This is a genomic window from Sulfidibacter corallicola (genome assembly GCF_017498545.1).
Classification (GTDB): Bacteria; Acidobacteriota; Holophagae; order Acanthopleuribacterales; family Acanthopleuribacteraceae; genus Sulfidibacter; species Sulfidibacter corallicola.
Genome location: NZ_CP071793.1, coordinates 1,040,044 through 1,063,546, shown reverse-complemented (window position 1 = coordinate 1,063,546; position 23,503 = coordinate 1,040,044). Strand labels below are relative to the sequence as shown.

At 57.3% G+C, this 23,503-nt stretch carries 14 protein-coding genes; 8 read left to right on the top strand and 6 right to left on the bottom strand.

What is annotated here, in order from left to right; translation table 11 throughout:
• Nucleotides 1-55 precede the first annotated feature (55 nt).
• Nucleotides 56-586, bottom strand: a complete 531-nt coding sequence (locus tag J3U87_RS03085) for a Pycsar system effector family protein (RefSeq protein ID WP_237381561.1) — start codon at nt 584-586, stop codon at nt 56-58.
• 539 nt (nt 587-1,125) lie between these two features.
• On the opposite strand from J3U87_RS03085, the gene J3U87_RS03080 reads away from it, so the two are divergent.
• A complete protein-coding gene (locus tag J3U87_RS03080) occupies nt 1,126-3,636 on the top strand; it encodes a diguanylate cyclase (RefSeq protein ID WP_237381560.1) in 2,511 nt (836 codons plus the stop codon).
• A gap of 1,000 nt (nt 3,637-4,636) precedes the next feature.
• On the opposite strand, the gene thiL is transcribed toward J3U87_RS03080, so the two are convergent.
• Complete coding sequence (gene thiL, locus J3U87_RS03075; RefSeq protein WP_237381559.1) at nt 4,637-5,614, bottom strand: thiamine-phosphate kinase; 978 nt, start codon at nt 5,612-5,614, stop codon at nt 4,637-4,639.
• Nucleotides 5,615-5,763: 149 nt separating this feature from the next.
• Between thiL and J3U87_RS03070 the strand changes: the two genes are divergently transcribed.
• The 4 genes from J3U87_RS03070 to ggt all read left to right on the top strand — a co-directional run bounded on the left by J3U87_RS03070 (nt 5,764) and on the right by ggt (nt 12,600).
• Nucleotides 5,764-7,041 carry a PilZ domain-containing protein gene (locus tag J3U87_RS03070; protein ID WP_237381558.1) on the top strand — a complete coding sequence of 426 codons (1,278 nt, stop codon included), beginning with the start codon at nt 5,764-5,766 and terminating at the stop codon, nt 7,039-7,041.
• Between the two features lie 483 nt (nt 7,042-7,524).
• A complete protein-coding gene (locus J3U87_RS03065; protein WP_237381557.1) occupies nt 7,525-9,096 on the top strand; it encodes a TlpA family protein disulfide reductase in 1,572 nt (523 codons plus the stop codon).
• A gap of 212 nt (nt 9,097-9,308) precedes the next feature.
• Entirely contained in the window at nt 9,309-10,364 is a 1,056-nt protein-coding gene (locus tag J3U87_RS03060) for a transposase (protein ID WP_237381556.1), read from the top strand.
• A gap of 505 nt (nt 10,365-10,869) precedes the next feature.
• On the top strand, nt 10,870-12,600 hold the full coding sequence (gene ggt / locus J3U87_RS03055) for a gamma-glutamyltransferase (protein ID WP_237381555.1): 1,731 nt from the start codon (nt 10,870-10,872) through the stop codon (nt 12,598-12,600).
• 357 nt (nt 12,601-12,957) lie between these two features.
• Here ggt and J3U87_RS03050 read toward each other — a convergent pair whose 3' ends face one another.
• From J3U87_RS03050 to J3U87_RS03035, 4 genes are all read right to left on the bottom strand, one after another.
• On the bottom strand, nt 12,958-17,559 hold the full coding sequence (locus J3U87_RS03050) for an nSTAND1 domain-containing NTPase (RefSeq protein ID WP_237381554.1): 4,602 nt from the start codon (nt 17,557-17,559) through the stop codon (nt 12,958-12,960).
• Between the two features lie 280 nt (nt 17,560-17,839).
• Complete coding sequence (locus tag J3U87_RS03045) at nt 17,840-18,553, bottom strand: hypothetical protein (RefSeq protein ID WP_237381553.1); 714 nt, start codon at nt 18,551-18,553, stop codon at nt 17,840-17,842.
• A gap of 552 nt (nt 18,554-19,105) precedes the next feature.
• The gene (locus J3U87_RS03040) at nt 19,106-20,095 is read right to left on the bottom strand and encodes an ornithine cyclodeaminase family protein (RefSeq protein WP_272932455.1); all 990 of its coding nucleotides are present in this window, start codon (nt 20,093-20,095) and stop codon (nt 19,106-19,108) included.
• Between the two features lie 66 nt (nt 20,096-20,161).
• Nucleotides 20,162-21,214, bottom strand: coding sequence for a proline racemase family protein (locus tag J3U87_RS03035; protein ID WP_237381551.1), 1,053 nt, complete (start codon nt 21,212-21,214; stop codon nt 20,162-20,164).
• Nucleotides 21,215-21,626: 412 nt separating this feature from the next.
• Between J3U87_RS03035 and J3U87_RS03030 the strand changes: the two genes are divergently transcribed.
• The 3 genes from J3U87_RS03030 to J3U87_RS03020 are packed head-to-tail and all read left to right on the top strand — an operon-like array spanning nt 21,627 to nt 23,199.
• Entirely contained in the window at nt 21,627-21,941 is a 315-nt protein-coding gene (locus tag J3U87_RS03030) for a YbjQ family protein (protein ID WP_237381550.1), read from the top strand.
• Nucleotides 21,941-22,426, top strand: a complete 486-nt coding sequence (locus J3U87_RS03025) for a YbjQ family protein (protein ID WP_237381549.1) — start codon at nt 21,941-21,943, stop codon at nt 22,424-22,426. Before J3U87_RS03030 ends, J3U87_RS03025 begins: the two co-directional genes overlap by 1 nt.
• Nucleotides 22,423-23,199 carry a M48 family metallopeptidase gene (locus J3U87_RS03020; protein ID WP_237381548.1) on the top strand — a complete coding sequence of 259 codons (777 nt, stop codon included), beginning with the start codon at nt 22,423-22,425 and terminating at the stop codon, nt 23,197-23,199. The genes J3U87_RS03025 and J3U87_RS03020 overlap by 4 nt, the downstream gene beginning before the upstream one ends.
• Nucleotides 23,200-23,503 lie beyond the last annotated feature (304 nt).

Here is a 23,503-nt window from a genome sequence, read left to right as displayed (position 1 = left end):
CCAGAGTTCCTCACCAGAGTTCCCCCAGAGTTCCTCCTGAATTGCGAAGGTCGGGCTAATGCAAACCCAGCCTTACGCCGAGCACGATCGCCGTGGAGATGAAGCCAAGGATGAAACTCAGATATGCCCAGCGAAGAAATCGGAACTTCTTTTTAGCCAAAAAGATACCCAGTTGGTAAATCTCGCGTACCTGGGCTTGGTAGGTGGCGTCGGAATCCTCCAGCAATTCCTGCATGGCCTCGGCGTATTCCTCGTAGCTCAACGCCGAAAAACTTCCGAAGAACAGGATGTTGAAACGCTTGTCGTGCACGTCCTGGTGGGGCCCGGGCTTGGTGGAAAAGGAAATGTGCGGCATCACGACGTAGGCCGCGAGAAGAACCGTCACCAGGGAAAACGTCATCAGCACCACGACCCCCGGACCCAGAACCGGATCGGAGAGGGTCGGCAGCGCTAGGGTCATGACGACCGATGCCATGGTCAACAGAATGTTGGCCTTCATATCGGCCATGGTACTCAAATTCATGTGATGAGAACGGGTCTGCTTCAGCATGTGGTCCAAATGAGAGCCCGGTTCGATGCGACTCATAAACCCCTCCGGGAACACCGGCACGAGCCCGGCACGCTGCGTGAGACGCACCCTCCACGCCGCACGGGTTTGGCCGAATCTCGCGCCGAAAAAGGGCATGCCCATGCGTGTCGATCCAACCAGCGGTTTTTGAAACGAATCACTTGGATTGACACCATTGCCCCATACCAACGGGTATCCGCCTTCAGGTATCGGGATTCTGCCGAAAAACAACAGGAGTTGCTTGGCCGAAACCCGAAGTCCGGAGAACCGATACCGAGCCCATCCAGCGGATTGACCGGGAGCCCTGGAAAACTCCGTTACAGAATGGGCACAAACTAGAGTGGATGATTCTCTATTGTACCCGAGTTCTCCCTTCGGTTCGGCCGATTCGGAGAAATCGACGGCGTACCGCACAGCAAGGAGACGGCACACCGAATCCACGGGAAGGCGTCGTCGGCTCGGAAAACCCGTATTTCAACCCCAAATGCTTGGCATTACTGCTAATATGGTGGCATTCCAATCCGGTTATCTTAGCCGTTCCCGGAGTCGGCTGATCCATGGGTAACGAACCCGCGCGCAAACTTGCGCACCAATATTACGTGATCACGCTTGGTGGCGCCCTCATCCTGGCGATCATCGTCGCGACGTTGTTTTTCGGGCGATTTTCGGAACAGATGCAGCTTCAGATCCGGGCCCTGGAAGAGAAAGGCGAGGATCGCGCTGCCGGGTTGGACAGCTTCATGGCGGTGGCCCCCCGGTACGTGACCCAACTCCAAGCGACCATGACCTATCACCTGGACCGCGAATCCGGTGACATTTCGGATTTGGGCGTGGTCTCACTGATTCGCGACTACGATGGGGATTATTTCGCCTTGGACGCGCCACCAACTGACCGTGACCTGGCCAGGTTGGGGAACCTGATCGGCTTCGGCCCCCTCTCGGACCGGCTCGATACGGACCAGGACCGGCGGGAGCTGTACGCGGCCGTCAACCTGTTCCCCCTCTTTCAGGCCTCGCACCAGACCCATCCCCACTTCACCTGGAGTTATTACCAATCGGCCGCCGGATTCGTGGCGATTTACCCGTGGCAGCCCACGAGCCGCATGATGGCCCACGACGCCTCCCTGACGCCGCGCACCATGGTGGAACAGGCCCTCGATCTTCAGCTTTTCCAAAAGGGTACGCCGGAACGGAATCCGAGCCGCGATCCCTACTGGACCGATATCTACCAGGACCCCGCGGGAGCCGGACTCATGATCAGTCACGGGCGCCCGGTCTACGACGCGGATCGGTTCCTGGGTGTCGTAGCGGCCGACATTCCGCTGAGCAGGCTCCACACCTTCGCCGGCGGAATCGGTTTCCCGGAAGCGTCGGTCATCGTCGTCGACCAGAACGGCGAGGCTCTGGCAGCCAACAGCGTGGATTTGTCCCATCGTCCGGCGCCGTTGTTCCTGAAAGAACTGTTGCCCGCCAAGCTGGCCGATCGATCCGAGGATATTCTCACCCAGGAGGGTCACTTCCTGGATCCCGAATACCTGGTGTTCCACCACCGCCTCGAAAACGCGCCCTGGTCCTTGATCGTGGTGTTGCCGGAGTCCGTCCTGTTGGCGGCCACCTTGTTCGATTTCGCCGGTTACATGGTCATCATTCTTTTCATGACCCTGTTCCTGATCGCCGTTTATCTCTTGCTGCAGAAGCGATTCGTCGGACCCGCCATCGCCCTGACCAACCACATCCGTGCGGAAGCGATGGCCGGCCAAAGCATGGTCGCCGAGGTGCCGACGACCTGGCGGCCCTGGTTCCGCGCGGTTTCGGACACGTTCGCCCTCAAAACGGTGACCGCCAATCTGTCCGGAGCCATTTTCCAAATTCGACGCACCCCCGAAAAAGCGGCCGAGCTGATGCTGATCTCGCGGCAGATCGAACGGTTTACCGGCGCGGCGCCGTCCGAGTTGATCGACCGGGAAGACATCTGGACGCGCCTCTTGGCGGTCGACGACCGCGAAGCTTTTTTCCAGGTATTGGCCGAATCGGCGAGGGACCTGACGCCTTTTTCGTTCGAGTGCCGCCTGCTCCACCACCGCCAGGCGGGGCCCTGGGTCCATTTGGACGCCAAACCGAGAAGGGAGAACGGCGACACGATCATCTGGGAAGGGTTGATGCTCGACATCACCCAGCGCAAGCAGGCCGAAGCGGCCTTGCGCGCCAGTGAAGAGCGACTGCGCTCGATTCTGGACGCGTCCCTCTTCCCCATCGTGATCAGCCGGATTTCCGACAAGCGCGTGGTTTTCATCAATCAGCGCGGGGCCGAATTGTTTGGTATGGTACCCGGCGAGGGTACCAACCGATACGAGCCCGATTACTGGGACGACCTGAAGAAGCGAGACCACATGATCGCCATCCTGGCCGATGCCGGACTTGTGGAAAATTTCGAATCGAAGCTCCTCAAACAAAACGGGGAGTCTTTTTGGGCCCTGATTTCGGCCATGCACATGACCTATCGCGACGAACCCTGCGTGCTCGTCACGTTCAACGACATCAGCCGCCGCAAACAGCTCGAGGAAGAGCTGAAACGGCTGGCCACCACCGACTCCTTGACCGGTGCGGACAACCGGCGCCATTTCATGACCCAGGCCAGGAACGAATGGCAGCGGACCATGCGGTTCGAACAGCCGCTTTCGGCAGTCATGATGGATATCGATCATTTCAAACGGATCAACGACACCCATGGTCACGCGGTTGGAGACAAAGTGATCAAGAGCTTGGCCAATACCTGCATGGCGAGCCTTCGCAGCATCGACATCTTCGGTCGCCTTGGCGGCGAAGAGTTCTGCGTAATCCTGCCCAACACGCCCAAGGAAACGGCAATTCAGGTGTCGGAGCGACTGCGGCGTACGCTGGCCGATCTCAAGCTGCCAACCGGCGACAGCCCGATCGGATTCACGGTCAGCGTTGGCGTGGCCAGTTTCCGCAATGCCGATTCGCAACTGGAGCAATTGCTGGAGCGGGCCGATCACGCGCTATACGAAGCCAAAAGACAGGGGCGCAATCGCGTCGTTTCGGAGTAGCTCGGTCGCTTTCGGCCGCTTGGCCGGGTGGCCAAGACCCGGGCCGCGATGGACGGCCGCCGCCTGTCGTTATTTCGACACCCCCCTGTCCGTATTTCGACACTGCCCAAATTCCGACAGGCCCACCTCTTCCAAGAGACGCCGCCACTTTTTACAACCCAATATCTTTCAGACAGATAACAGGAATACAGAGAGAGATCGAAAGTTGGTATTGCGCTTGCCTTTACAGAGGTCCGTCAGTGAAGCGAGGCTCTCGACGTGATGTATGACCAACCCCGTCAGACTTCGCAACACCATACCGATAGACACGCATCCCCAACACAGCCCCAACCTCATTTCGACCGGGTCTCCAGAAGTGAGGATGGGGCTCTTTTTTTAAACGGGATTTATCGGGATTTTAACGGGACACCCACCTTTCTCCAGAGCTCATACCGGGACACCCATCTTTTCCCAGGATTTTAACGGGACACCGGATCTTGAACGGGACACACACCTTTCTCCAGAGCTCATACCGGGACACCCATCTTTTCCCGAATTTCCGAACCAGGACACCCACCTTCCCGAACTGGGACCCAAATGGGAATGGGAAAATGGGAATGGTGGGAATGGGACACCCGCCGTCGCTCATACTGGGAGCTCATACTGGGGGCTCATACTGGGACACCCATCTTTTTCCGAATCGAGGATTTTAACGGGACACCCACCTTTCTCCAGAGCGCATACCGGGAGAGCTCATACCGGAGAGCTCATACCGGGCCACCCATCTTTTCCCGAATTTCCGAACCAGGACACCCACCTTCCCGAACTGGGACCCAAATGGGAATGGGGCACCCGCCGTCTTCCTGCTCATACTGGGACACCCATCTTTTTCCGAACCGGGACACCCACCTTTCCGAACTGGAAACCAACCGGGAGAAACCAACCGGGCCACCCACCTTCTGCCCGGCTGGACCGGTGCTGCCGTACAACGAGCCGTGTCCTTTCCACCGCGGCCATGGGTTCAAATGCCGGACGTGCCGAAGTGGCGCCATCCTTTGCCGATTCCTTCGACTTCGAGACCGTCCTCCAGGAAACGTACGCCTTTGCCGGCCACGACCCGACCGATGCGCGTAAAGGGCACCTCGTGTAAATGAGCCAACTGGCGCAGCGATTCCTGGTGTTCGGGGTCGAAGGCCATCAACAATTCGAAATCCTCCCCCCGAGTGACCGCTTCCCGCGCGGTCAACCCCAACTCGCGAGCCCCCCGCGAAACGGGAATCGCCTCCAGATCCACCTCGGCGCCAACGCCCGAAGCCCGACACAAGCGCGGCAGGTCCTGGACAAGGCCATCGGACAAATCCATCATCGCACTCAGGAAGTGGAAATCGGCCGCACGCCAACTGAACGAACCCCGAAAAGGTGGGATGAAGTGCCTGGCCATCCACGATTCGCGATCGACCCGCGGATCGTCGTTCTTGCCCAGCACCATGTCCAACCCGATACCGCTTTCGCCCAGGTACCCGGTGACGGCGAGCAGGTGCCCGGGCAATGCGCCCGAACGCGTCACGCGACCTACTTGATCTACCTCTCCGATGGCGGTGACCGAAATGAAGATGTCGCTGTGGGTGCAGGTGGTATCGCCCCCGATCAGGCGCACGTTCAAGCTCGAGCAAGCCTGGGCCAGGCCGCGGGCAAAACCTGCCACCCAGGACACCGGTAAATCGTTGGGAAGTCCGAGGGTCAAGGTAAGCCAACGAGGACGCCCCCCATCGGCGACGATGTCGGATACGTTGGCGCGGACCGCCTTCTGGCCAACCCAATCGGCGCGACTGTCTCTGAGAAAATGAACCTTTTCGAGAAGCGCGTCGGTGGTGATCAGCAGTCGCCGCCCATGACTCGGCTCGATCGTGGCTACGTCGTCGCTGAGATCGGGCGCCAGCGGCGCAAAGAACGCTTCGATCAGCGCATCCTCATCCAAGTTCCCTACGATTTCCGACATGAACGGATCCTCCCGCGCAGGCTTCTGCTTTTTATAAAGGAATTACAAAAAATGGCGATTGCATTAACAAATGGCTTAGATTTCGGAGACCGCAGACGATGGGCCTGAAGGACCTGTTGGGACTCACTCCCAAGGAAGAGGAACCACATTTGTCTGATACCGAACAGATCCTCGCCTACTTGGAGGATCAAATCGGTCCCGGTTCGACAGAGGGTGAACTTTTTCCCGCGCAGGGGAAGAGCGACCCGCGCCACGTCCGCATCGAAGGGGTGTTCGAAAACAAAGGAACCTTCAGTCTGGCTTTCGACCGAAGGCCAGGCAAATCCATCCCCAAGGGACATCCCTTCATTTTGTTTCTTGTGGTTTCCGGGCATCGGGTCCGTACTTGCGAGATCCATTACCAACGAGCCTTTCGCGACAACCAACACATCTTCACCATTCCTAAGAAAATCTACCACGCCGAACGTCGCAGCCATAGCCGAGTCTCTCTGCCACCTCGCGATAAAAGCCAGATTCTGATCCTCGAGGGTTTGGATCAAGGCACCGGCCTGCACGGCCGCCCCCTCAATTTATGTGAACGCGGCATGTGCCTGAAAGTCGACAAAGCGATGCACATCAAAAGTCAGCGATTCATCCCCCTGACGAAAGACCTCTTTAAACCGGGCCAGCCGCTCTACATGGTGCGCATCAAGCACCTCGTCGGACCCACCCCAATCGAATGCAGCGCCGAGGTGCGTCACCTGACTTTTAATCACGGCCGGTACATGCTGGGCATTCGCCTGGCGAACATGGGGACGGAGGAGCGAGCGGCCTACATGCGCTACATCGAGTCGCGTCATCCCATGAACCACGACGGTTTTCCACTCCTCGGAAGAATCCGATTCCGCGACGCCAAGCGTGATCCCGAACGACATGCCGAACAGGGAACGCCAGCGGCCGCTCCTGCAAAAAAACCGGTTCTGTCGAAGAAGGTCGAGGAGGCCTCCCAGGCATCGAACACCACCCAACCTTCCGGAAACGAAACGGCTCGGGTAGCTCCCAACCCGTCAACGAGCATGGGTGCCTTGTTGATCACGCCTCCGGGTGAGGTCCGTGATCGAATCGTATCAGCCTTGGCCGAAGCGGGTGTGGGGTCCAACTGTATCGACGACTTGACTCATATCTCGAAGCTTCCCGTCGGTGCGGCGATCGACGTCGTGTTTCTGTACCAAGGTGAGGATCACAATCTGACCATTGCGGCCTTGGAGCAACTGCGGCAGATCCCGTTTTTCGCAACGATTCCCATGGTGTTGGTGTGCGATCATCTGGATATGCGCACCAAGATCGCGGCCAAGAGCCACGGGGTTAGCCGCGTCCTCGCCGCGGATGAGCAGGACCTGGCGGGCCGAACTCGGCAATTGTTGGCACCGTTGATGCCCAAGAGCTGAACACGGCAAAGGACGAATGAGGAGGACGAATGAGGACACCCATCTTCTCGTCTCTGAATGCGTTATTCGTCCGTCTAACGGATGGAATGGGAAGAATCGAACGAGGACACCCACAGTTCGAGTGAGGAGTGAGGACACCCATAGTTTTAAGGTAGTTCACGGGAGGAGTGAGGAGGAGTGAGGACACCCATAGTTTTCATGCGGTAGTTCACGAACAAGCGAGAACGAGCGAGAACGAGCGAGGACACCCACTTTTTTGATTGCCGTGAATGAAACGAAGTGAGGACATCCATCCTTCTGGAGTTGAACTCACTCCCCTTTTTCCGCAAAGACAGAAAGCAAGCGGAACATCTATTTTTGGTAGGCGCAAGAGACTTCATTACAAAGGCTGGCTGACCCCTTGTTCCCGACGCCAGCGCCTGACACTAAAACACTCCTCCGTCCTCAAGGGCTCGACATAGACTTCAACCGAGGAAAAAACTCATGATGACCACCCTTTTGTTCATGCTGAGTACGCTGATCGTAAACGATGACAAGACCCTCCGACTACAAGACGTTCTAGCCCAAGTGGATCAATCGATGAACACCTATGTGATGAGCGGCCAAAGCCAGGAATCGAAGCAATCGGTATTGGACCTGATCTCGGAAAATGAGCTTGACTTTGGCGATCAGGTTGAGTTTCTCATTAAAAAATATGAAGTTTTGAATCTTGTGGGCGATATCGGCGAAGCCAACGGAGTCTTCGCCAGGATCCCCGTCAAAGAGATCGCCGAACCAACGACGATCTACATCTTGTTGCAAAACCATCTCTCCCACCCCCTGATCTCGCCCGATTTTCCGACCACCCTGGAACTCTATCGCCAACTGGCTCGAATCGATGAAGATACCCTCGAGTCGTGCCTCCACAAGACTCTTGCCAGAAACCTGTTTCCCACACCTAAACCCGAATGGAAGAGCGATCGCGGAAAGGCGTTTATGGATGCGTTGGCCGATCCCGATCATGGCGTTTTGGCACGAGCATCTTCAGGCATTCGGGCCGCGTATGCGATGGCCCACGCGACGACCTCAGAAGATCGGGCCAAGGTCCTGGCTGCAAAATTCGGAGGAGCTGGCAGTTGGGCCCCTCGCTACCGGATACTGATCGCAAATCGGATCGCCGAGGCCAATTCCCAACACGCTCGTGATCTACGCACTCGAATGCTTGCCGATTTTGCGGGCAATTCGTCCCTACGGAAGGGCCCTTCCACTGGAGATGACCATCGTCCAGCCAACGCCCGAAGGGCCCGTCTGCGTTACTGGTATGCCACGGTCGCATTCCAACTGGCCGAAGCCTGGTGGCCCACCGATCGCGAGCGGGCCATGAAGTACTATGCCGACGCCGCACAATTCAGCCCCGACCAAACCGATCGTTCCCTGCGCCATGAATATCATTTCGATCTCAGATGGTGTGAAGGCCTGGACGATTACCTTGCCCCGTATGCAAAGCGACTGGGTGAACAGCGCGAATACCGGAAAGCACTCGATGCCTGGTTACGGGCCCATGCCCTCAATCCAAAATGGGAAAAACAGTTGGAAGCGGCATTTGTCAAAGTCCATCCAAACGGGACCTTGGCTTCTTACTACCGCCAATTCATCGACAATGCCTTCCCGATCGCCCCAGATCTCAAATTGACGACCCTCACCGGAGAGAGGTGGCATCCCGAGACCTACCGGGGCAAGTGGGTCTTCATCGATTTTTGGGGCACCTGGTGCGGCCCATGCCGCAAAGAAATCCCTCAGTTGAAGGCGTTCTATCAGAAGCTGACCGAAGAAGCGAACGGGCGTGCCACCTTCATCGCCATCGCGATGAGGGATCAGGAGAAGACATTGCGGCGATTCGTTCAAAAAAACGGGCTCGAGTATCCCGTCGCGATGGGCGAAGAGCACCATGTTCGCAACTTCTCGGTCTCCAATTACCCCACAAAGTTCCTGGTCACTCCCAACGGCAGACTGATCCGGCTTGATCGCAGCAAATGGTTGCAGATTGCCACCGGCCTGGTCTTCGGCAGCGACTAATTCTTTCACTTGGCTTTGGTTGGCATTGGTGGTTGGCATTGGGACACCCGCCATAAAGGGTCACCCATCCGTTCTGGCATCGGTTCAGGGACACCCCCTGGGGACACCCAATAAAAAAACCAACCAAAGTAAATTTTTTCCACCCTACTGACAAGGGCTGTCCTCAGCACGATGTATGGTGATGAGGAGGCATCAAAACACTGGGGGGAGCCATGACCAAAGCCCGTTCAAGCATCGTGAAAGACGGAATCGAGGGAGTCTACCACTGCATTTCGCGTTGCGTCCGACGCGCCTTTCTGTGTGGAAGAGATAGCATCACCAACCGCAACTTCGAACACCGTAAACAATGGATTCATCAACGATTGATGGTACTCGCCGACATCTTTTTGATCGATGTCTGCGGTTATGCCATCATGGACAACCATCTCCACGTCATTTTGCGCAACCGACCCGACCTCGCCGCCAACTGTTCCGATCAAGATATCGCGCGCCGCTGGTGGCGCCTCTTCCCCAAGCGTCGCAACAGGTGGCGCCAACCCGAACAGCCCACCGAAGAAGAGCTGGCAGCCCTTCTCGCCGGCCAGGATCGAGCGACGGAATTGCGACAACGCCTCGCGTCGATTTCTTGGTTCATGCGCTGCCTGAAGGAGCCCATCGCCAGGCGAGCCAACGCCGAGGACCAATGCACGGGGCGGTTTTGGGAGGGCCGCTTCAAAAGTGTCGCGCTCTTGGACCAGGCCGCGATCTTGACTTGCTCGGCCTACGTGGATCTCAACCCGATCCGAGCCGGCATCGCCCCCACGCCCGAGGCCTCGGCCTACACATCCGTCCAAGAGCGGATTCGGGCCCGCCAAGCAGGGAGAAAACGGAATACGATCGAGAACGCCCTGGTTTCCAAGCAGCTTACCGGTGGTGATTCGATGGGAATTAAACTGCGTCCGCACGATCACTGGCTATGTCCGTTGCGAAACGAAGGAAACCGCCGCGGCTATTTGAACATCGAGCTGGATGACTACCTCGAATTGCTGGACTGGACGGGCCGCCAAATCGTGGAAAACAAAAAAGGCGCGGTCCCGGCGCATCTGGCTCCGATTCTGACGCGGTTGGAGGTCGATCACGAGCAATGGCTCACGAGCAGCAGGAAATTCGGATCGATGTTTTACCGGGTGGCCGGCACCATGTCCCGAATGGCGCAGGCCGCGATCGAAGCGAGCCAACAATGGATGAAGGGAAAGCAGGCGGGGAGCATGGCATTTCTCAATGTTTGAGGAACCGGGCAGATTCGAGCCATAAAATCATGTCCAACCTCACCATGCCCAATCGATGAACGGCCATTTCGGCAAGTGATTGCGAACCTGGCGAGGTTTAGGGGACTTTTTAGGCGAACCAGGGAAGCTCGTTGCGGTATTTCTGTGCGATTTCCCCTCCATGTTCCATGGTCTCCTAGGATATTGGGGATATTGGGACATCCATCATCATGCGGGAAATCGGGGAACATTCTCCGTTGCCTGCGAGACGTTGGGATTCCAAGCTGAAATTATGGGTGTCTCCATCGTCGCCTTCCCTATCTCAACGTTGCGGAAATAATGGGTGTCCACTTCGTGTCGAGACGCTGGGATTCCAGGCAGAAATTATGGGTGTCCCCATGGTTTATGCATTATGGTTTATGGGTGTCCCCATTATGGTTTGCTTGCGCCACCCCTGCGGTTTGACAATCGCCGATCGGAATGACACAGTGGCCAGACATCCGTCACCAAAATCGAGGAGAATCCGATGAGGCGTTTTTTTTCTCTGTTCTGCCGCATTTTGTTGGGCACATCAGTCGCGACCGGAACTGGCATGTTCGGCCAGGTCGATCGCATTACGGGTCGTTCCTTCGCGACGCGATCGGAAGTCATCGCCCCCCACGGCATGGTCGCCACCAGCCAACCCCTTGCGACACAGGTAGGATTGGACGTGCTCAAAGCGGGCGGCTCTGCAGTGGACGCCGCCATTGCCGCCAATGCGGCTCTCGGTCTAATGGAGCCGACGGGTTGTGGCATCGGCGGTGACTTGTTCGCGATCGTTTGGGATGCTTCCGAAAAAAAACTGTACGGGCTCAATGCGAGTGGCCGTTCCCCGCTGGGCCTCTCCCTGGAGCGGCTGAAACAGGAGCTGGCCACCCTCGATCGGACGGACATTCCCCCATACGGCATGCTGCCCATATCCGTGCCAGGCGCGGTGAGCGGTTGGCAGGAACTCCACGCCAAATTCGGCCGACTCCCGTTGGAACAGGTGCTGGAACCGGCTATCGAGTATGCCGAAAAAGGCTTTCCCGTCAGTGAGTTGATCGCCTACTACTGGCAGCGCAGTGTGCCGCGTCTGCGCGATCAGCCAGGGGCCTTCGAGGCCACCTTCACCATCGACGGCAAGGCTCCCCAGAAAGGTCAGATCTTTCGCAATCCGGACCTGGCCAATACCTATCGAATCCTGGCGAAGGAGGGACCCCAGGCCTTTTATCGCGGCTCCCTTGCCGAGAAAATCGATGTTTTTTTCAAGGCAAACGGCGGCTTTTTACGCAAACGCGATTTGGAACGACACAAATCCACCTGGGTGGAACCGCTCTCGGTAGATTACCGAGGCTACACCGTGTACGAACTACCACCGAACGGCCAAGGTATCGCGGCACTGCAAATGCTGAACATCCTCGAGGAGTACGACCTGGCGGCCATGGGTCACAACAGCCCGCAATTTCTCCACCTCATGGTGGAAACAAAAAAGCTGGTGTTCGAAGACCGCGCCCGATTTTACAGCGACCCCGAGTTCAACAAACTCCCAATACAAAATTTGCTGTCAAAGGCATACGCGGCTGAACGGCGTGCCCTGATCAATCCCAAGCGGGCCGCGCGACGAGTCGCCGCGGGAAATCCTGCCCTGAAAGCGGGCGATACGATTTACCTGACCACTGCCGATAAAGAAGGCAACATGGTTTCCCTGATTCAAAGTAACTACCGCGGCATGGGCTCGGGCGTCGTCGTTCCCGGACTTGGTTTCGTGTTTCAGGATCGCGGTCAGCTTTTCGCCCTGGAGACCGATCATTTCAATGTATACGCCCCTGGCAAACGACCCTTTCACACCATTATTCCGGCGTTCGTTTTAAAGGAAGGCAAGCCCTTCCTCAGTTTTGGCGTGATGGGCGGCGCCATGCAGCCTCAGGGTCATGTTCAGATCCTGGTCAACATCATCGATTTCGGAATGAACTTGCAGGAAGCGGGTGATGCGGCCCGTTGGCAGCATTTCGGTTCATCCTCACCGACAGGCACCACCATGACCAGCGGCGGATTCGTGGAGCTCGAATCGGCCATTCCTTGGCAAACCGTTCGGGCATTACGGAGGTTGGGTCACGATGTACGTCATGGCATGGGTGGCTTCGGAGGTTACCAGGCCATCGGGTACGATGCCAAGTCGGGTGTCTATTTCGGTGCCTCGGAATCCCGCAAAGATGGCCACGCTGCAGGCTATTGAGTTGATGGTTCGAAGCAGATGGGGACACCCATTATTTGGCTAGCTTGATCTGACGAGGACATCAAAACGGTCTCCGCAATCTTGGTATTTTGGGTGTCCTGATTCTAGGCAAGATTTTGTGGGTGTCCTAATTCGGTCAAGCAGATGGGGACACCCATTATTTAGCTGATGGGAAGCACTTGGGGAATTTCGATTCTGTGGGTGTCCTGATTCGATCGGCCAAAGAGTAGGACCAAGATTTTGTGGGTGTCCTAATTCGGTCCTTGAAGAGTAGGACCAAGATTTTGTGGGTGTCCTAATTCGGTCCTCCTAATTCGGTCCGCGTGATTCGGATTAGCAGGGTGTTCCCGATCAAACCTATTTTTTGTGGGTGTCCTCGTCCGGCACCTCCTCGTCCGGCACCTCGTCCGGCATTTCCCGTTCCGATGGCTTGAACACCAGCCTCGCGCGCCTGATCAGTTCCTGGGTGTCCACAATTCGGGCATGGGTGACGATGCCGCTCGGGTCGCGGAGAACGAACTCGCGTTGGTTGGGAAAGTCGGCGTCGAAATGGGGCGAAGGCACTTCGATTGCCACCGGGACACCGCTCAGCCCTCGTTCCGCACGGTAGAAAAGCGTCTCGCCATTCTCTCCGAAAACGGTACACGACTGCCCGTCCCGGGCGATTTTGAAGCGATTCGCTTCACTCGGGTTGAATCCGAATTTTTGCAATCGGCGCCGCCACTTGCGATCGGAAGGCCGCGCCATGTTCCCTTCCCGCCGGACGGACATGCCTCGCGCTTCCGTACTCCTGGCTCCCTCCCCGGACTCTTCAGGGGCTCTGGTCGATTCCCCCTTGAAATATCCGGCATGGGTCAGCCAGATGGGATCGATCGGTTCCGGTTCAACTGATTGCGAGGCGCCTTCTTGGGCCGTGGCCCCCGCTTGATCCGTGTAGGCACAAAACCGTGACTTTGGCCTTGGGAATGCGATGACCCGACCCATGGCATCAGCCACGATCAATGCCTTGCCACAAAATTCGAAACGTCTGGGCTCCAGGTCCGGCGGCGTCTCGAATACGATGGTCCCGCTCCATAAATGCCTGATTTTAAGTGCCCTCTGTTTGAAGAGTGTCGCCAGGACCTGCTCCTCCGAGCAAAATGCAAGATCGTTGGTCAAGCCTATCGTGGCCTTTCGGGTCGTAAATCGCTTCTCGGCCTGTGTGGAGAATTCCGCTTCTCCAGACCCCTTGATGAAAAGGTCATAGCCCTGGCGAAGCACGGCGAGCAAATCACTGCGCCTATCGAATCGGAAAAGATTGACCCCTCTCTCGATGATTTCGGGATCGAAGCCGGGTTCGAGCTTCTGCCGCCACAGTTGGTTTTTGCCGTCGAGGTAGAGGAGATTATGAGCAGCAGGTCGATAGGCGAGGTGCCGCAAACGCCGTGTGCCCTTGGCCGACCTAGGCTCCCGCAAGGTTTCCGGGGCGGCTCCGGCACGCCAATCCCAAAGATACAGGCCACTGGCCCGATCACTGAACACCGCCGTGCCCCCATCGGCAACCAGCAATACATGTGTCAGGGAGAAATCGTGTGTCCAAGTTCCCATTAGGGCACCATCATGTGCATCCCAAACCTTCAAGGCGCCATCTTCCGAAGCGGTGGCGATGAGGCGCCCATCGGTGGAAAAGCCCAAATTACTCAGTTTTTTGCGACCGCACTCGAGGCGAAATAGCTCGGTCATTTCCGGCAATGTGTAAACCACGGCCAGACCGTCACTCAAGACCACGGCCACTTTCTGGCCACCGGGCAGAAAGGCGGCATCGAGAAAACTCCGCCCCTCTTCAGCCTCCAATGTCTTCGTGCTCTCGCCCCTGGGAGTCCACAGGAACAGCCTCTTTTTCGACCAGCTCACCCCCCAATCACCGGAATCATCGGTGGCCAGGCCAAGCACATCCTCATCATGCTGGGCAAGGTGCACCATCGGCTCGAAGGCAGCCATGGCTCGATAAAGTTCGGCTTCGGCCTCGGGAACGCGTGGCAAAGGCAACCAGCTCTCGGCCAGCGCCAACGCTTCCAGGGCCAGGATGCCTGCCTGGTAGTAGTGGCCCTCCTCCGATTCACTTCGTGCTCGCTGGGTCAGTTGCAGAACCTGAGCGACGTGCCTTTCCTTGATTTCCCCCCAAGTCACAACCATCATCGCAAGGAGAAATACCGACACGGCGATCAGGCCTTTCGCCATGGTTCGCCAACGTCGTTTGGCATTCCGTAGATCCTCCACGTATTGCTGTTTCCTCTGCTCTTCCCGCTCCGATGCTTCGCGGCTGGCATCGAGAAAATCCCGTTCAGCGCGATTGAGTGCGAACCGTTTTCCGTCAGCCAGCTCCTGAATGAGTCTCAACTCGGTCGTGAACGCAGGTGTTGCCCCACGGGTTCTCCCTTCCTCTTCCCAGTGGCGAATCCGTGGACCCAAACCTTCCAAGCTCTCGAACAGTTTGTTTCGGTCCCAAAGCACGGCTTTCAGCCAGGGCCACCGGCGCACGATCGCCTCATGAATCAAAACCACGGTTTCGTCCGGATAATGGACCAAGATGCGCCGCTCCCTCAACATTTCGATCAAAGGTTTTACCTCAGAAAGGGAGACCATTTCGGGGATTAGGATCGCGATGGCTGCGCGGCGCAAAACAAAACGTTTGGGTTCACGATCCTCGAACTCGTCCACATCGACCAACCTGGAAAAAATGAATTCGAGCAGATCCTGATCCGTACCCGAAACCAGGGAAACGGCCGCATCGGCATGCTTGGCGATAACCCCCGACAGCCGTCCCAGTTCGACGTACTCCTCAAATCTCAGCCAGGGGCCATGCCGCCGTTCGACGAGTTGATTGAACAAGAATTGAACGAGGGGCATGCAGCTATCGTGACCGGCAATTTCCACGACCAAGCTCTCGACGAGTCGGTCTTCTACTCGGAGGCCTGAAGCCGCGGCCTGCTGGGTCATCGCTCTCATGAGTCTCTGATCCCGAAGTGGCCGCACGATCGATAAGTTGCGACTCAACGAGCGTGCCTTATCTTCCAAACTCAATATCCAGCCCAAACAATCTTCCCGAACGACCGCCACCAAAAACCGGCGCCGACCCGGAGATCGCGATGCAAGATGAAGCAGATCGTGGAGCCAAGCGGCTGCATCCTTTTGGTTCCACTCGTCTGCGCTCAGGCGCTCCAGGTGATCGAGAACCAGGACCACATCCGGGTGGATTTCGAGCTGGGCCAAGTCCTCCCGCCAATCTTCGCCAGGCTCGATCACGAGGATTCCAAGCTCGGGAAAAAGAGATTGCAATGCAGGCAGAAGTCCACCACCGACCAATGAGCTCTTGCCGGATCCCGACACGCCGGAAATCAGCAGAACGGGATCCTTTTGGAGCCGTGCCACCAGCTCCGCCACCTCGGCTTCTCGACCGCAGAAGCGGCAGGCATCGTGGATGTCAAAGGCCCGCATGCCCAAAAAGGGATTTCCGCTGACGAGATCGGGTGGCGCATCCTCGCCACGGGCAAAATCGGCGAAAGACCCGCCGAACACGAGGCGATAGTAGGTGGTCAGGTCCGCGACGATGGGTGCCTGCGCCCATCGATCGCCGTCGAAACGTCGGTTTTGATGCGCGTGACAGCGTTCGCGAAGGGTGCGCAAGGTTCGCTCGGGAACACGCGACGCCAAGATGGGCCAAAGCCTGTGCAAACCGTGGTTCCATTCATGCCGGCTCACTACCTCGCGATCGCCGCGAAAGAGCGGTTCCGTCGTGCGACTCATCACGACCGGAGCGAGTCGCGCCTCGTGATCGCCAAAACCCGCGAAGATTTTGGAAAAAGCTGCATCAACCCTCCCATACCGCAAAAGGAATCGATAAAACACGCGGTGAAGATTGTGGGCAATATCGAGATAAAGGGCTCCCTTCATCGCGACAACCCAAGGAATGCCCAGGTCGCGAACGAGCCGAGCACCCAACCCCACAAAGGGCTCCGGAGACCCGGCGTCGAGATCGATCGGTAGCCCGCCATCCGCGCTTCCACAACTGGAAAGCACGACCAAGTGGGGTTTGATCGCCAGATGAGCCAACATGCCGATGAAATCCCGATCCTCGATCCACTCCATCCCTCCGCCTTCCTTGGCCAGGTACAAAAAGGTTCGACGTTTCTTCGCGTCATGGCGACCGTGTGCGACGAGGTGAAGGACAGAATGCCCACCGAGCGACAATTGTTTGCTGATGCGGTCCAGATGAGGCGGTCCGTGATCCTTCTCGTTCGGGTATTCCAGGATTTCCACCTCGTAGGGCTGCTGCTCGTTGACGATCCCCTGGATCATCTTTGCCGTATCGAAACTCTCGCCGCCGCGATCATTCTCGGGCGGGGATGCCACCACCAGCAACATCTTGAAAGCACCGCGGTTCAGTTGCTCTGCGGGGCCTTGTCGGGAGGTTGGGATGCGGATGGAAAAGTGGATTTTTTCGTAGAGGCTGAGAAATCGCCAAGCCCCGGGTTCCCGATACGCCTCTTCTAAAGCGGGAACATCATCCAGGGAATCGACCCGTTCAGGATCTCGATCGGACAGCGACATCGGTACCGCGCGACAGGCTTCAGCGCTCGGTACCTGGAGCCAGTGCCAATGCAGGGTGAGCAGGCGACTGTCGGAGATCACGGGAGAAAAGCGAAAGGGCGTTCCTGTATCGCAGGCTCGCCGCCAAAATTGCAGCAGAACCGGGTCGAACAGGAACATTCCCAGCGAACGGCCATACGCCGCGGGATCCGCTCGCAGACGATTCAAACGGTCCCAATCCAAAAAAACCCGGGTCGCGGCACGCTCCGGATGAGTGGCGAACCAGGTGATGGAAAGCTGGTATTCACCATTTTCCTGCGGTTCGATTTCCACCTCGAGCCGATTCGGGTCGACCTCGAAGCGAGGGGATACCATCTCGCCACAGTTCATGGGCAACCTCCAGGACGTGCAATGACGCGGGAAGCGATCACATCATTAACAGGATCTCGATAGAAACAACTCGATAGAAACAAGAGGCTCTAATTCTTTTTGCGAAAAACGCAGAAACTTCGGATCAATGATAACAGCCTAAAAAACGTCTCCATGTCGGATCGCTCGAATACTGTGATCACGCTCCAGCCCATTTCCGAACGGAGAGGACAGAGTCCAGCCCATCGCCGGAAAACCCGAGTTCCGCTTGTTGATCACCTCGATCGCAGTTGCGCCGCAGTTAGGATGCCATCCGTCTTTGATGGTCCGCACATGCCTTTCGAAATTCCTCCCAAAGGGTTTTATCGCTCAAGTCGTTGTTTTCCACCAAATAGGCCTGGTAGTAGCGCCTCGTGATTGCAACCAGGCAGGCCTCGATACGCTCCGAGCGCTCACTGTCGGCAGCCATGAACCGGTCGAAGGGATCGATACTTCCTTCGCGTAGGCGGTTTTCAATTCTTTGCTGCCGGGTCTCATCGTCGACATCCAAAACGATGACCATCGCCTTGCTGACTTCTTGAACTCGACCGATGGCTCTTTCCAACCATGCCGGAAGGGTTTTTGATCGTTCATACCTTTTGCTTTGACCCAGGTAAAAGGCCAATATCCGTAAGGCGCTGTGACTGACCACCAGCAAGCGGTGCCGAGGGGGTTTGAATCTCACGGCGTCCCAATGCAGAAGCAGCGTCAATACCGCGGGAACCATCCATTTCATGAGAGGAAAAAAGAAAATGAAGCCCCGCTCCATCCACAGAGACACACGACCTTTTTCCCCATGATCGCTTCGCTCGGCCACGGGGCCGCCGAGTGCGCCTTCTCGCACCACGAAATCACAGCCTAGCTCTTTCAGTTTGTTCGCCCAGAGGCCGGCCACATGGTTTTTTCCAGAAGCATCGGTCCCGAGCAGCAAGATCGTCCGGGGTACCCAGTCGATCGACTTTTTGGGCTGATTCACACGTCCACCTGGCATTGGATTTCGATTCAAGAAGCGGGTGATCCCTGAATCTCTCATCGGAAGTCGAGGCGAAGAATGAACCGAAACCGGGACACCCATCAATGCCGTTAAGTTAAGCGAACCGAAACCGGGACACCCATTATTTCCAACGAAACCACAACGAAACCGGGACACCCAACATTTGGAACGATGGGTGTCCCAACTCTGCCAAGCCCCTGCAGGAGGATGGGTGCGAAACCGGGACACCCAACATTTGAACCGGGACACCCATCAAAGACAACGAAACCGGGACACCCAACATTTGGAACGATGGGTGTCCCAACTCTGTCCCAACTCCAAGAGGGATACCAGGACACCCAACATTTGAAACGATGGGTGTCCCAACTCTGCCAAGCCTCTGTAGGATGGTAGGTGGCCCAATTTTGCCCCAGATGATGGGTGTCCCAATCCTGCGGCTTGCACCGGATTATGGGTGTCCCAATCCTGCGGCTTGCACCGGATTATGGGTGTCCCAATCCTGATCCTGTCCCCCTGGGTGTCCCAATCCTGCGGCTAAAAAGAAAGACGGGTTCCCAGGCTCATCGCCTCGGCCCGTTCCAGAATGAATGCCGCCACTGCCAGGTCTTGGACCGCATTCCCCACCGATTTGAAAAGCGTGATTTCGTTTTGGTCCCCACGTCCCTTCAGGGTCCCCGCCGCGATTTCACCCAGCTCGCCATGTACGTCGCTCGGTTGCCAAAACCCGCGCGCTTCAGCCTGAACCAACTCCCCGGCCTCGGCCAGACAGGAAGCGCGGTGATCGACCACCACTGTGGCGGAAGCCAACAAGTCGAGAGGAATTTCGGTCATGTCGGGTCGATAGCCGCCGACGGCATTGAGGTGGGTGCCAGGACGAACCATCGAAGTTTCGAACAGAGGTCGATCGGAAGTGGTCGCGGTGCAGACCAACTCGGCATTCGCCAGAGCTTCTCGGGGAGATGCCGCCATCACGGGAACGTCCAACTCATCGCTCACTTCCTCGACGAACGACGCCACATTCCGCGGAGTGCGACCACACACCCAAACAGTCTCGAGCGGGCGCACCTGGTGGATGCCGCGAACCTGGAATCGCGCTTGAACACCCGTTCCAAAAACCGCCAAAGTCTTGGCATCCCGACGGGCCAGGCAATCGGTGGCCAGTGCGGAGGCCGCGCCAGTTCGCAGAGCCGTCAGATACTCGGCATCCATGAGACTGAGGGGACGGCCGGTTTCGGCATCGAGAACCAACAGCACGCCGTGGATGAGCGGCAAACCTACACTGGGATTGCCGCGATAGACCGAGACCACCTTGACGGCGGTGCGTGCCTGATCGGGCAGGAACACAGGCATGATCAGGGAATCGCCGTGATGCTCCTCAACATTGAGATTGGTGCGAACCGGGACGCGGGCTCTCCCTTCCGAAAGCTGGATGAATGCACTTTTCATCAAGGGTAAGGCGTCTGCCATGGACACGGCCCGGCTTACATCATCGCGATTTAAGAACAGAAGGTCGTTGATTTCCAAGCTTCTCCCCTTTCTGCACGGAACGCCAACCCAACAGGCCTCGTCCCGCTTGGGTTTACGGGAAAGTCATCGTAGGAAAAAACCCGATTTGAATGGATCGCCCGGATCGGCGAAGAAATGGTGAATGCCGGTGATAAATGCCTCGCCACGGACCTGAGGAACGATGCCGAGGTATGTGCCGACTTTGGTTTCCTCGATTACGGTTCCCTGGAATTTGCTCCCCACGATACTTTCCACGACGAGAGATTCCCCGACCCGAACCTGGCCCCGCGCATGGGCGATGGCCATTCGGCCACTCACTCCCGTGCCGGTTGGGCTGCGATCCACCTCCCCTTCCGCGAAGATGCACACATTGCGCAAATCGGCCTCGCTTGATTGAGGCCGGCCGGAAAAAATGGTGCCGTATAGAAAACCCAGATCGTCCTCGAACGGGTGTTGGATCGGGCCCGCCTCGGTCACGGCCTTTTTTACCGCACGACCGGCTTGAATCAATGCCGCACTCTCCACCGACGAGAGAGAAAGACCCAGGGACGCAGCATCCACATAGGCGTAGAAGGCACCGCCAAACGCTAGATCGTACGTGACCTCTCCCCACCCCGGCACCTTGACCCGACAATCGAGAGCCACCACAAAGGACGGGACGTTTTGAAACGAGACGGAATCGACGTTCCCGTTTCGCAATGAGGCTTCGGCGATCACCAGACCCGCAGGTGTGTCGATGTGCAGCGGGCCCGTATCCGGGGGAAACAGACCCATGTCCAGAACCACCTTGGTAACGGCGATAATGCCATGTCCGCACATGGTGCTGAACCCTTCGTTATGGAGAAACAGGACGCCGAAATGGCTGTCGGGTCGAACAGGAGGCGTGATGAGGCAACCGTACATATCGGCATGGCCCCGTGGCTCATACATCAACATGGTGCGCAAGTGGTCCAGATGCTCACGGGCATACCGTCGTTTTGCCAAAATATCGAGGCCCGGCACCTCGGGAAACCCGGCGAGCACCACCCGCAGGGGTTCACCTCCGGTATGGGCGTCGACACAGGTGATGGTGAGCACGTCGCCGGACGGACGCCACTGCGCCAAATCAGCGAGGCGCTGGTCGAAAGATCGGTTCATAAATCCCCCGTTGTTCATGGAACACCTCGTAATATATCAGATGAATCCCATCATACCCAAGAACGAGTGAATCTTTACGCAATGACATTGGGACACCCATCTTTTCCTCGCGAACGATGACATTGGTTGACGCAATGACATTGGGACACCCATCTACTTTCCGTCGCGAATGATGGGTGTCCCAATCAATCGCCTGAAAAAACGGTGGGTGTCCCAGTACCGCTATCATGGGTGTCCCAATCAATCATCCAGAGAAAACGCTGGGTGTCCCAATACGGCTGTCTATATCGACCCGAGGTGACACCGAATAGGCTAAGATTCCGCCATGGGTATTGGTGAACGATTTTCGAACCAATACTTTCGATACTTCGAGGCGACGTTCCGTCCCCTCAATTTCTTCAAGGAACACGTCATGATTTTGTCTAATTTGGAGACCCTTCCCGGAAAAACCATCGTGGCCCACTACGGCCTGGTCCAAGGCAGTACCATTCGCGCCAAGCACGTGGGCCGCGATATCGCCGCCGGCATCAAGAACATCTTCGGCGGAGAATTGAGCGGCTACACGGAACTGCTCAAGGAGTCGCGCGAAGAATCGGTCAACCGCATGATCAGCCAGGCCCAGGAACTGGGAGCCAATGCGATCGTGAACGTTCGCTTTTCCACGTCCTCGGTCGCCCAGGGCGCCGCCGAAATCCTGGCCTACGGCACCGCCGTCCGGGTGGAGTGATGGAACACTTCATCGTCCTCCTGCTCTACCTGTCCCCCGTCCTGCTCCTCGTCGTCGGTGGCCTGGTCGGCCGCTCGCGGGAAAACCGCCACTACGCATCCATTCACCAGCGGGAAGCCCGGTTCGCCCAGCAGCCCATGCTCAACAGCAAAACGGTGCCGGCGCCCGAAACGGTTCGCACCAGTAAAATGGTGGCCGGCTCGGTCGTCGTTTCCGTCGACCGGTTCAAACAATTCCTAGCAGCGCTCCGCACCATTTTCGGCGGCGAGGTCAACGCCTACTCCAGCCTGATCGATCGGGCCCGCCGCGAGGCGATCCTGCGCATGCGCGAACAGGCCGCCGGCGCCGACATGATCATCAACGTGCGCATGGAGACCTCCAGCCTGTCCCAAGGCGGCCAGAAGCAAATGGGCACCATCGAAGTCCTGGCGTACGGCACCGCGCTCTGGCACCGCAAGGACCATGAAGGATCGTATGCCTCATGAAGATCGAACCCAGGGTACCCGTCACCACTGCCGATGCCAGCCGTGGAAGCAGCACGCCCCGTCGACTTCTGGTCAACACCGTCCTGGTGATCGCCTTTTTCGTGGTTAGTTATCAGGTTCTGGGATGGGTTTCTCTGGGATTGGTGCACTTGATGCCGGTGCAATGGGAAGAAAAGTTGGCGTTCTCCGTTCCGGAAACGTGGGATGAAGAGGCCCCGCCCCAAGTAACCCGCGTCTTCGACCGCTTGATCACGACCGCGGATTATCCACGCCCCGTGCGCCTCTACCTCATCGACAGCCCGGATCCCAACGCCTTCGCCCTGCCAGGTGGGTCGATCGCCCTGACCACCGCCCTGGTGACACAGTCCGAATCCGAAGAGGAGCTGGCCTTCGTCATCGGACACGAGCTGGGCCACCTGAAACATCGCGACAGCATGAAGAAACTCAGCCGCTCGGTAGTCTTCGGGTTGAGCAAAGCCCTGTTGTTCGGCGAAAACCAGGCGCTCTCCTCCTTGCATTCGATCGATACCCTGGCCCAAATGCAGCACTCCCGCAGCCAGGAAACCCGCGCCGATCGATTTTCGCTCGAATTGGTGCTGGCCGCATACGGCCACGTCGGCGGAACCACGCACTTCTTCGAGAAAATGCGCGAAGACGGCGAGGCTGGCGAATGGATGCGCACCCATCCCTTGCCCCAATCCCGCATCGACCGAATGAATCGATTGATTGCGATCGAAGAGTGGCAAATGCTGGAAGCGACGCCCCTCCAGTGAAGGCCGACCCCCGCCATCCCGATCACAAAGCGCCCACAGGGAATCTCTTCAGGTCCCACCGGAGCCTCTGACTCCGGGAATCGTGGGTGTCCCGAACTGGGGAACTGGGTGCTGGGTACTGGGTACTGGGATTCCCGATTTGTGGGTGTCCCGATTTGGATCTATTTGATTATTCGTGGGTGTCCCAATTTGATTTGATTGGGAATTGTGGGTGTCCCAATTTGAACTCCGAATTGTGGGTGTCCCGATTTGAATCGTGGGTGTCCCAATTTGGGAATTGATTTTTTCCTGATCTGGGAGTTTT

Coding starts and splice junctions, on each gene's coding strand:
- ggt (WP_237381555.1), top strand. CDS start 10,870: ATGAGGCGTTTTTTTTCTCTGTTCTGCCGCATTTTGTTGGGCACATCA.
- J3U87_RS03030 (WP_237381550.1), top strand. CDS start 21,627: ATGATTTTGTCTAATTTGGAGACCCTTCCCGGAAAAACCATCGTGGCC.
- J3U87_RS03035 (WP_237381551.1), bottom strand. CDS start 21,214: ATGAACCGATCTTTCGACCAGCGCCTCGCTGATTTGGCGCAGTGGCGT.
- J3U87_RS03060 (WP_237381556.1), top strand. CDS start 9,309: ATGACCAAAGCCCGTTCAAGCATCGTGAAAGACGGAATCGAGGGAGTC.
- J3U87_RS03050 (WP_237381554.1), bottom strand. CDS start 17,559: ATGAACTGTGGCGAGATGGTATCCCCTCGCTTCGAGGTCGACCCGAAT.
- J3U87_RS03065 (WP_237381557.1), top strand. CDS start 7,525: ATGATGACCACCCTTTTGTTCATGCTGAGTACGCTGATCGTAAACGAT.
- J3U87_RS03080 (WP_237381560.1), top strand. CDS start 1,126: ATGGGTAACGAACCCGCGCGCAAACTTGCGCACCAATATTACGTGATC.
- thiL (WP_237381559.1), bottom strand. CDS start 5,614: ATGTCGGAAATCGTAGGGAACTTGGATGAGGATGCGCTGATCGAAGCG.
- J3U87_RS03025 (WP_237381549.1), top strand. CDS start 21,941: ATGGAACACTTCATCGTCCTCCTGCTCTACCTGTCCCCCGTCCTGCTC.
- J3U87_RS03020 (WP_237381548.1), top strand. CDS start 22,423: ATGAAGATCGAACCCAGGGTACCCGTCACCACTGCCGATGCCAGCCGT.
- J3U87_RS03085 (WP_237381561.1), bottom strand. CDS start 586: ATGAGTCGCATCGAACCGGGCTCTCATTTGGACCACATGCTGAAGCAG.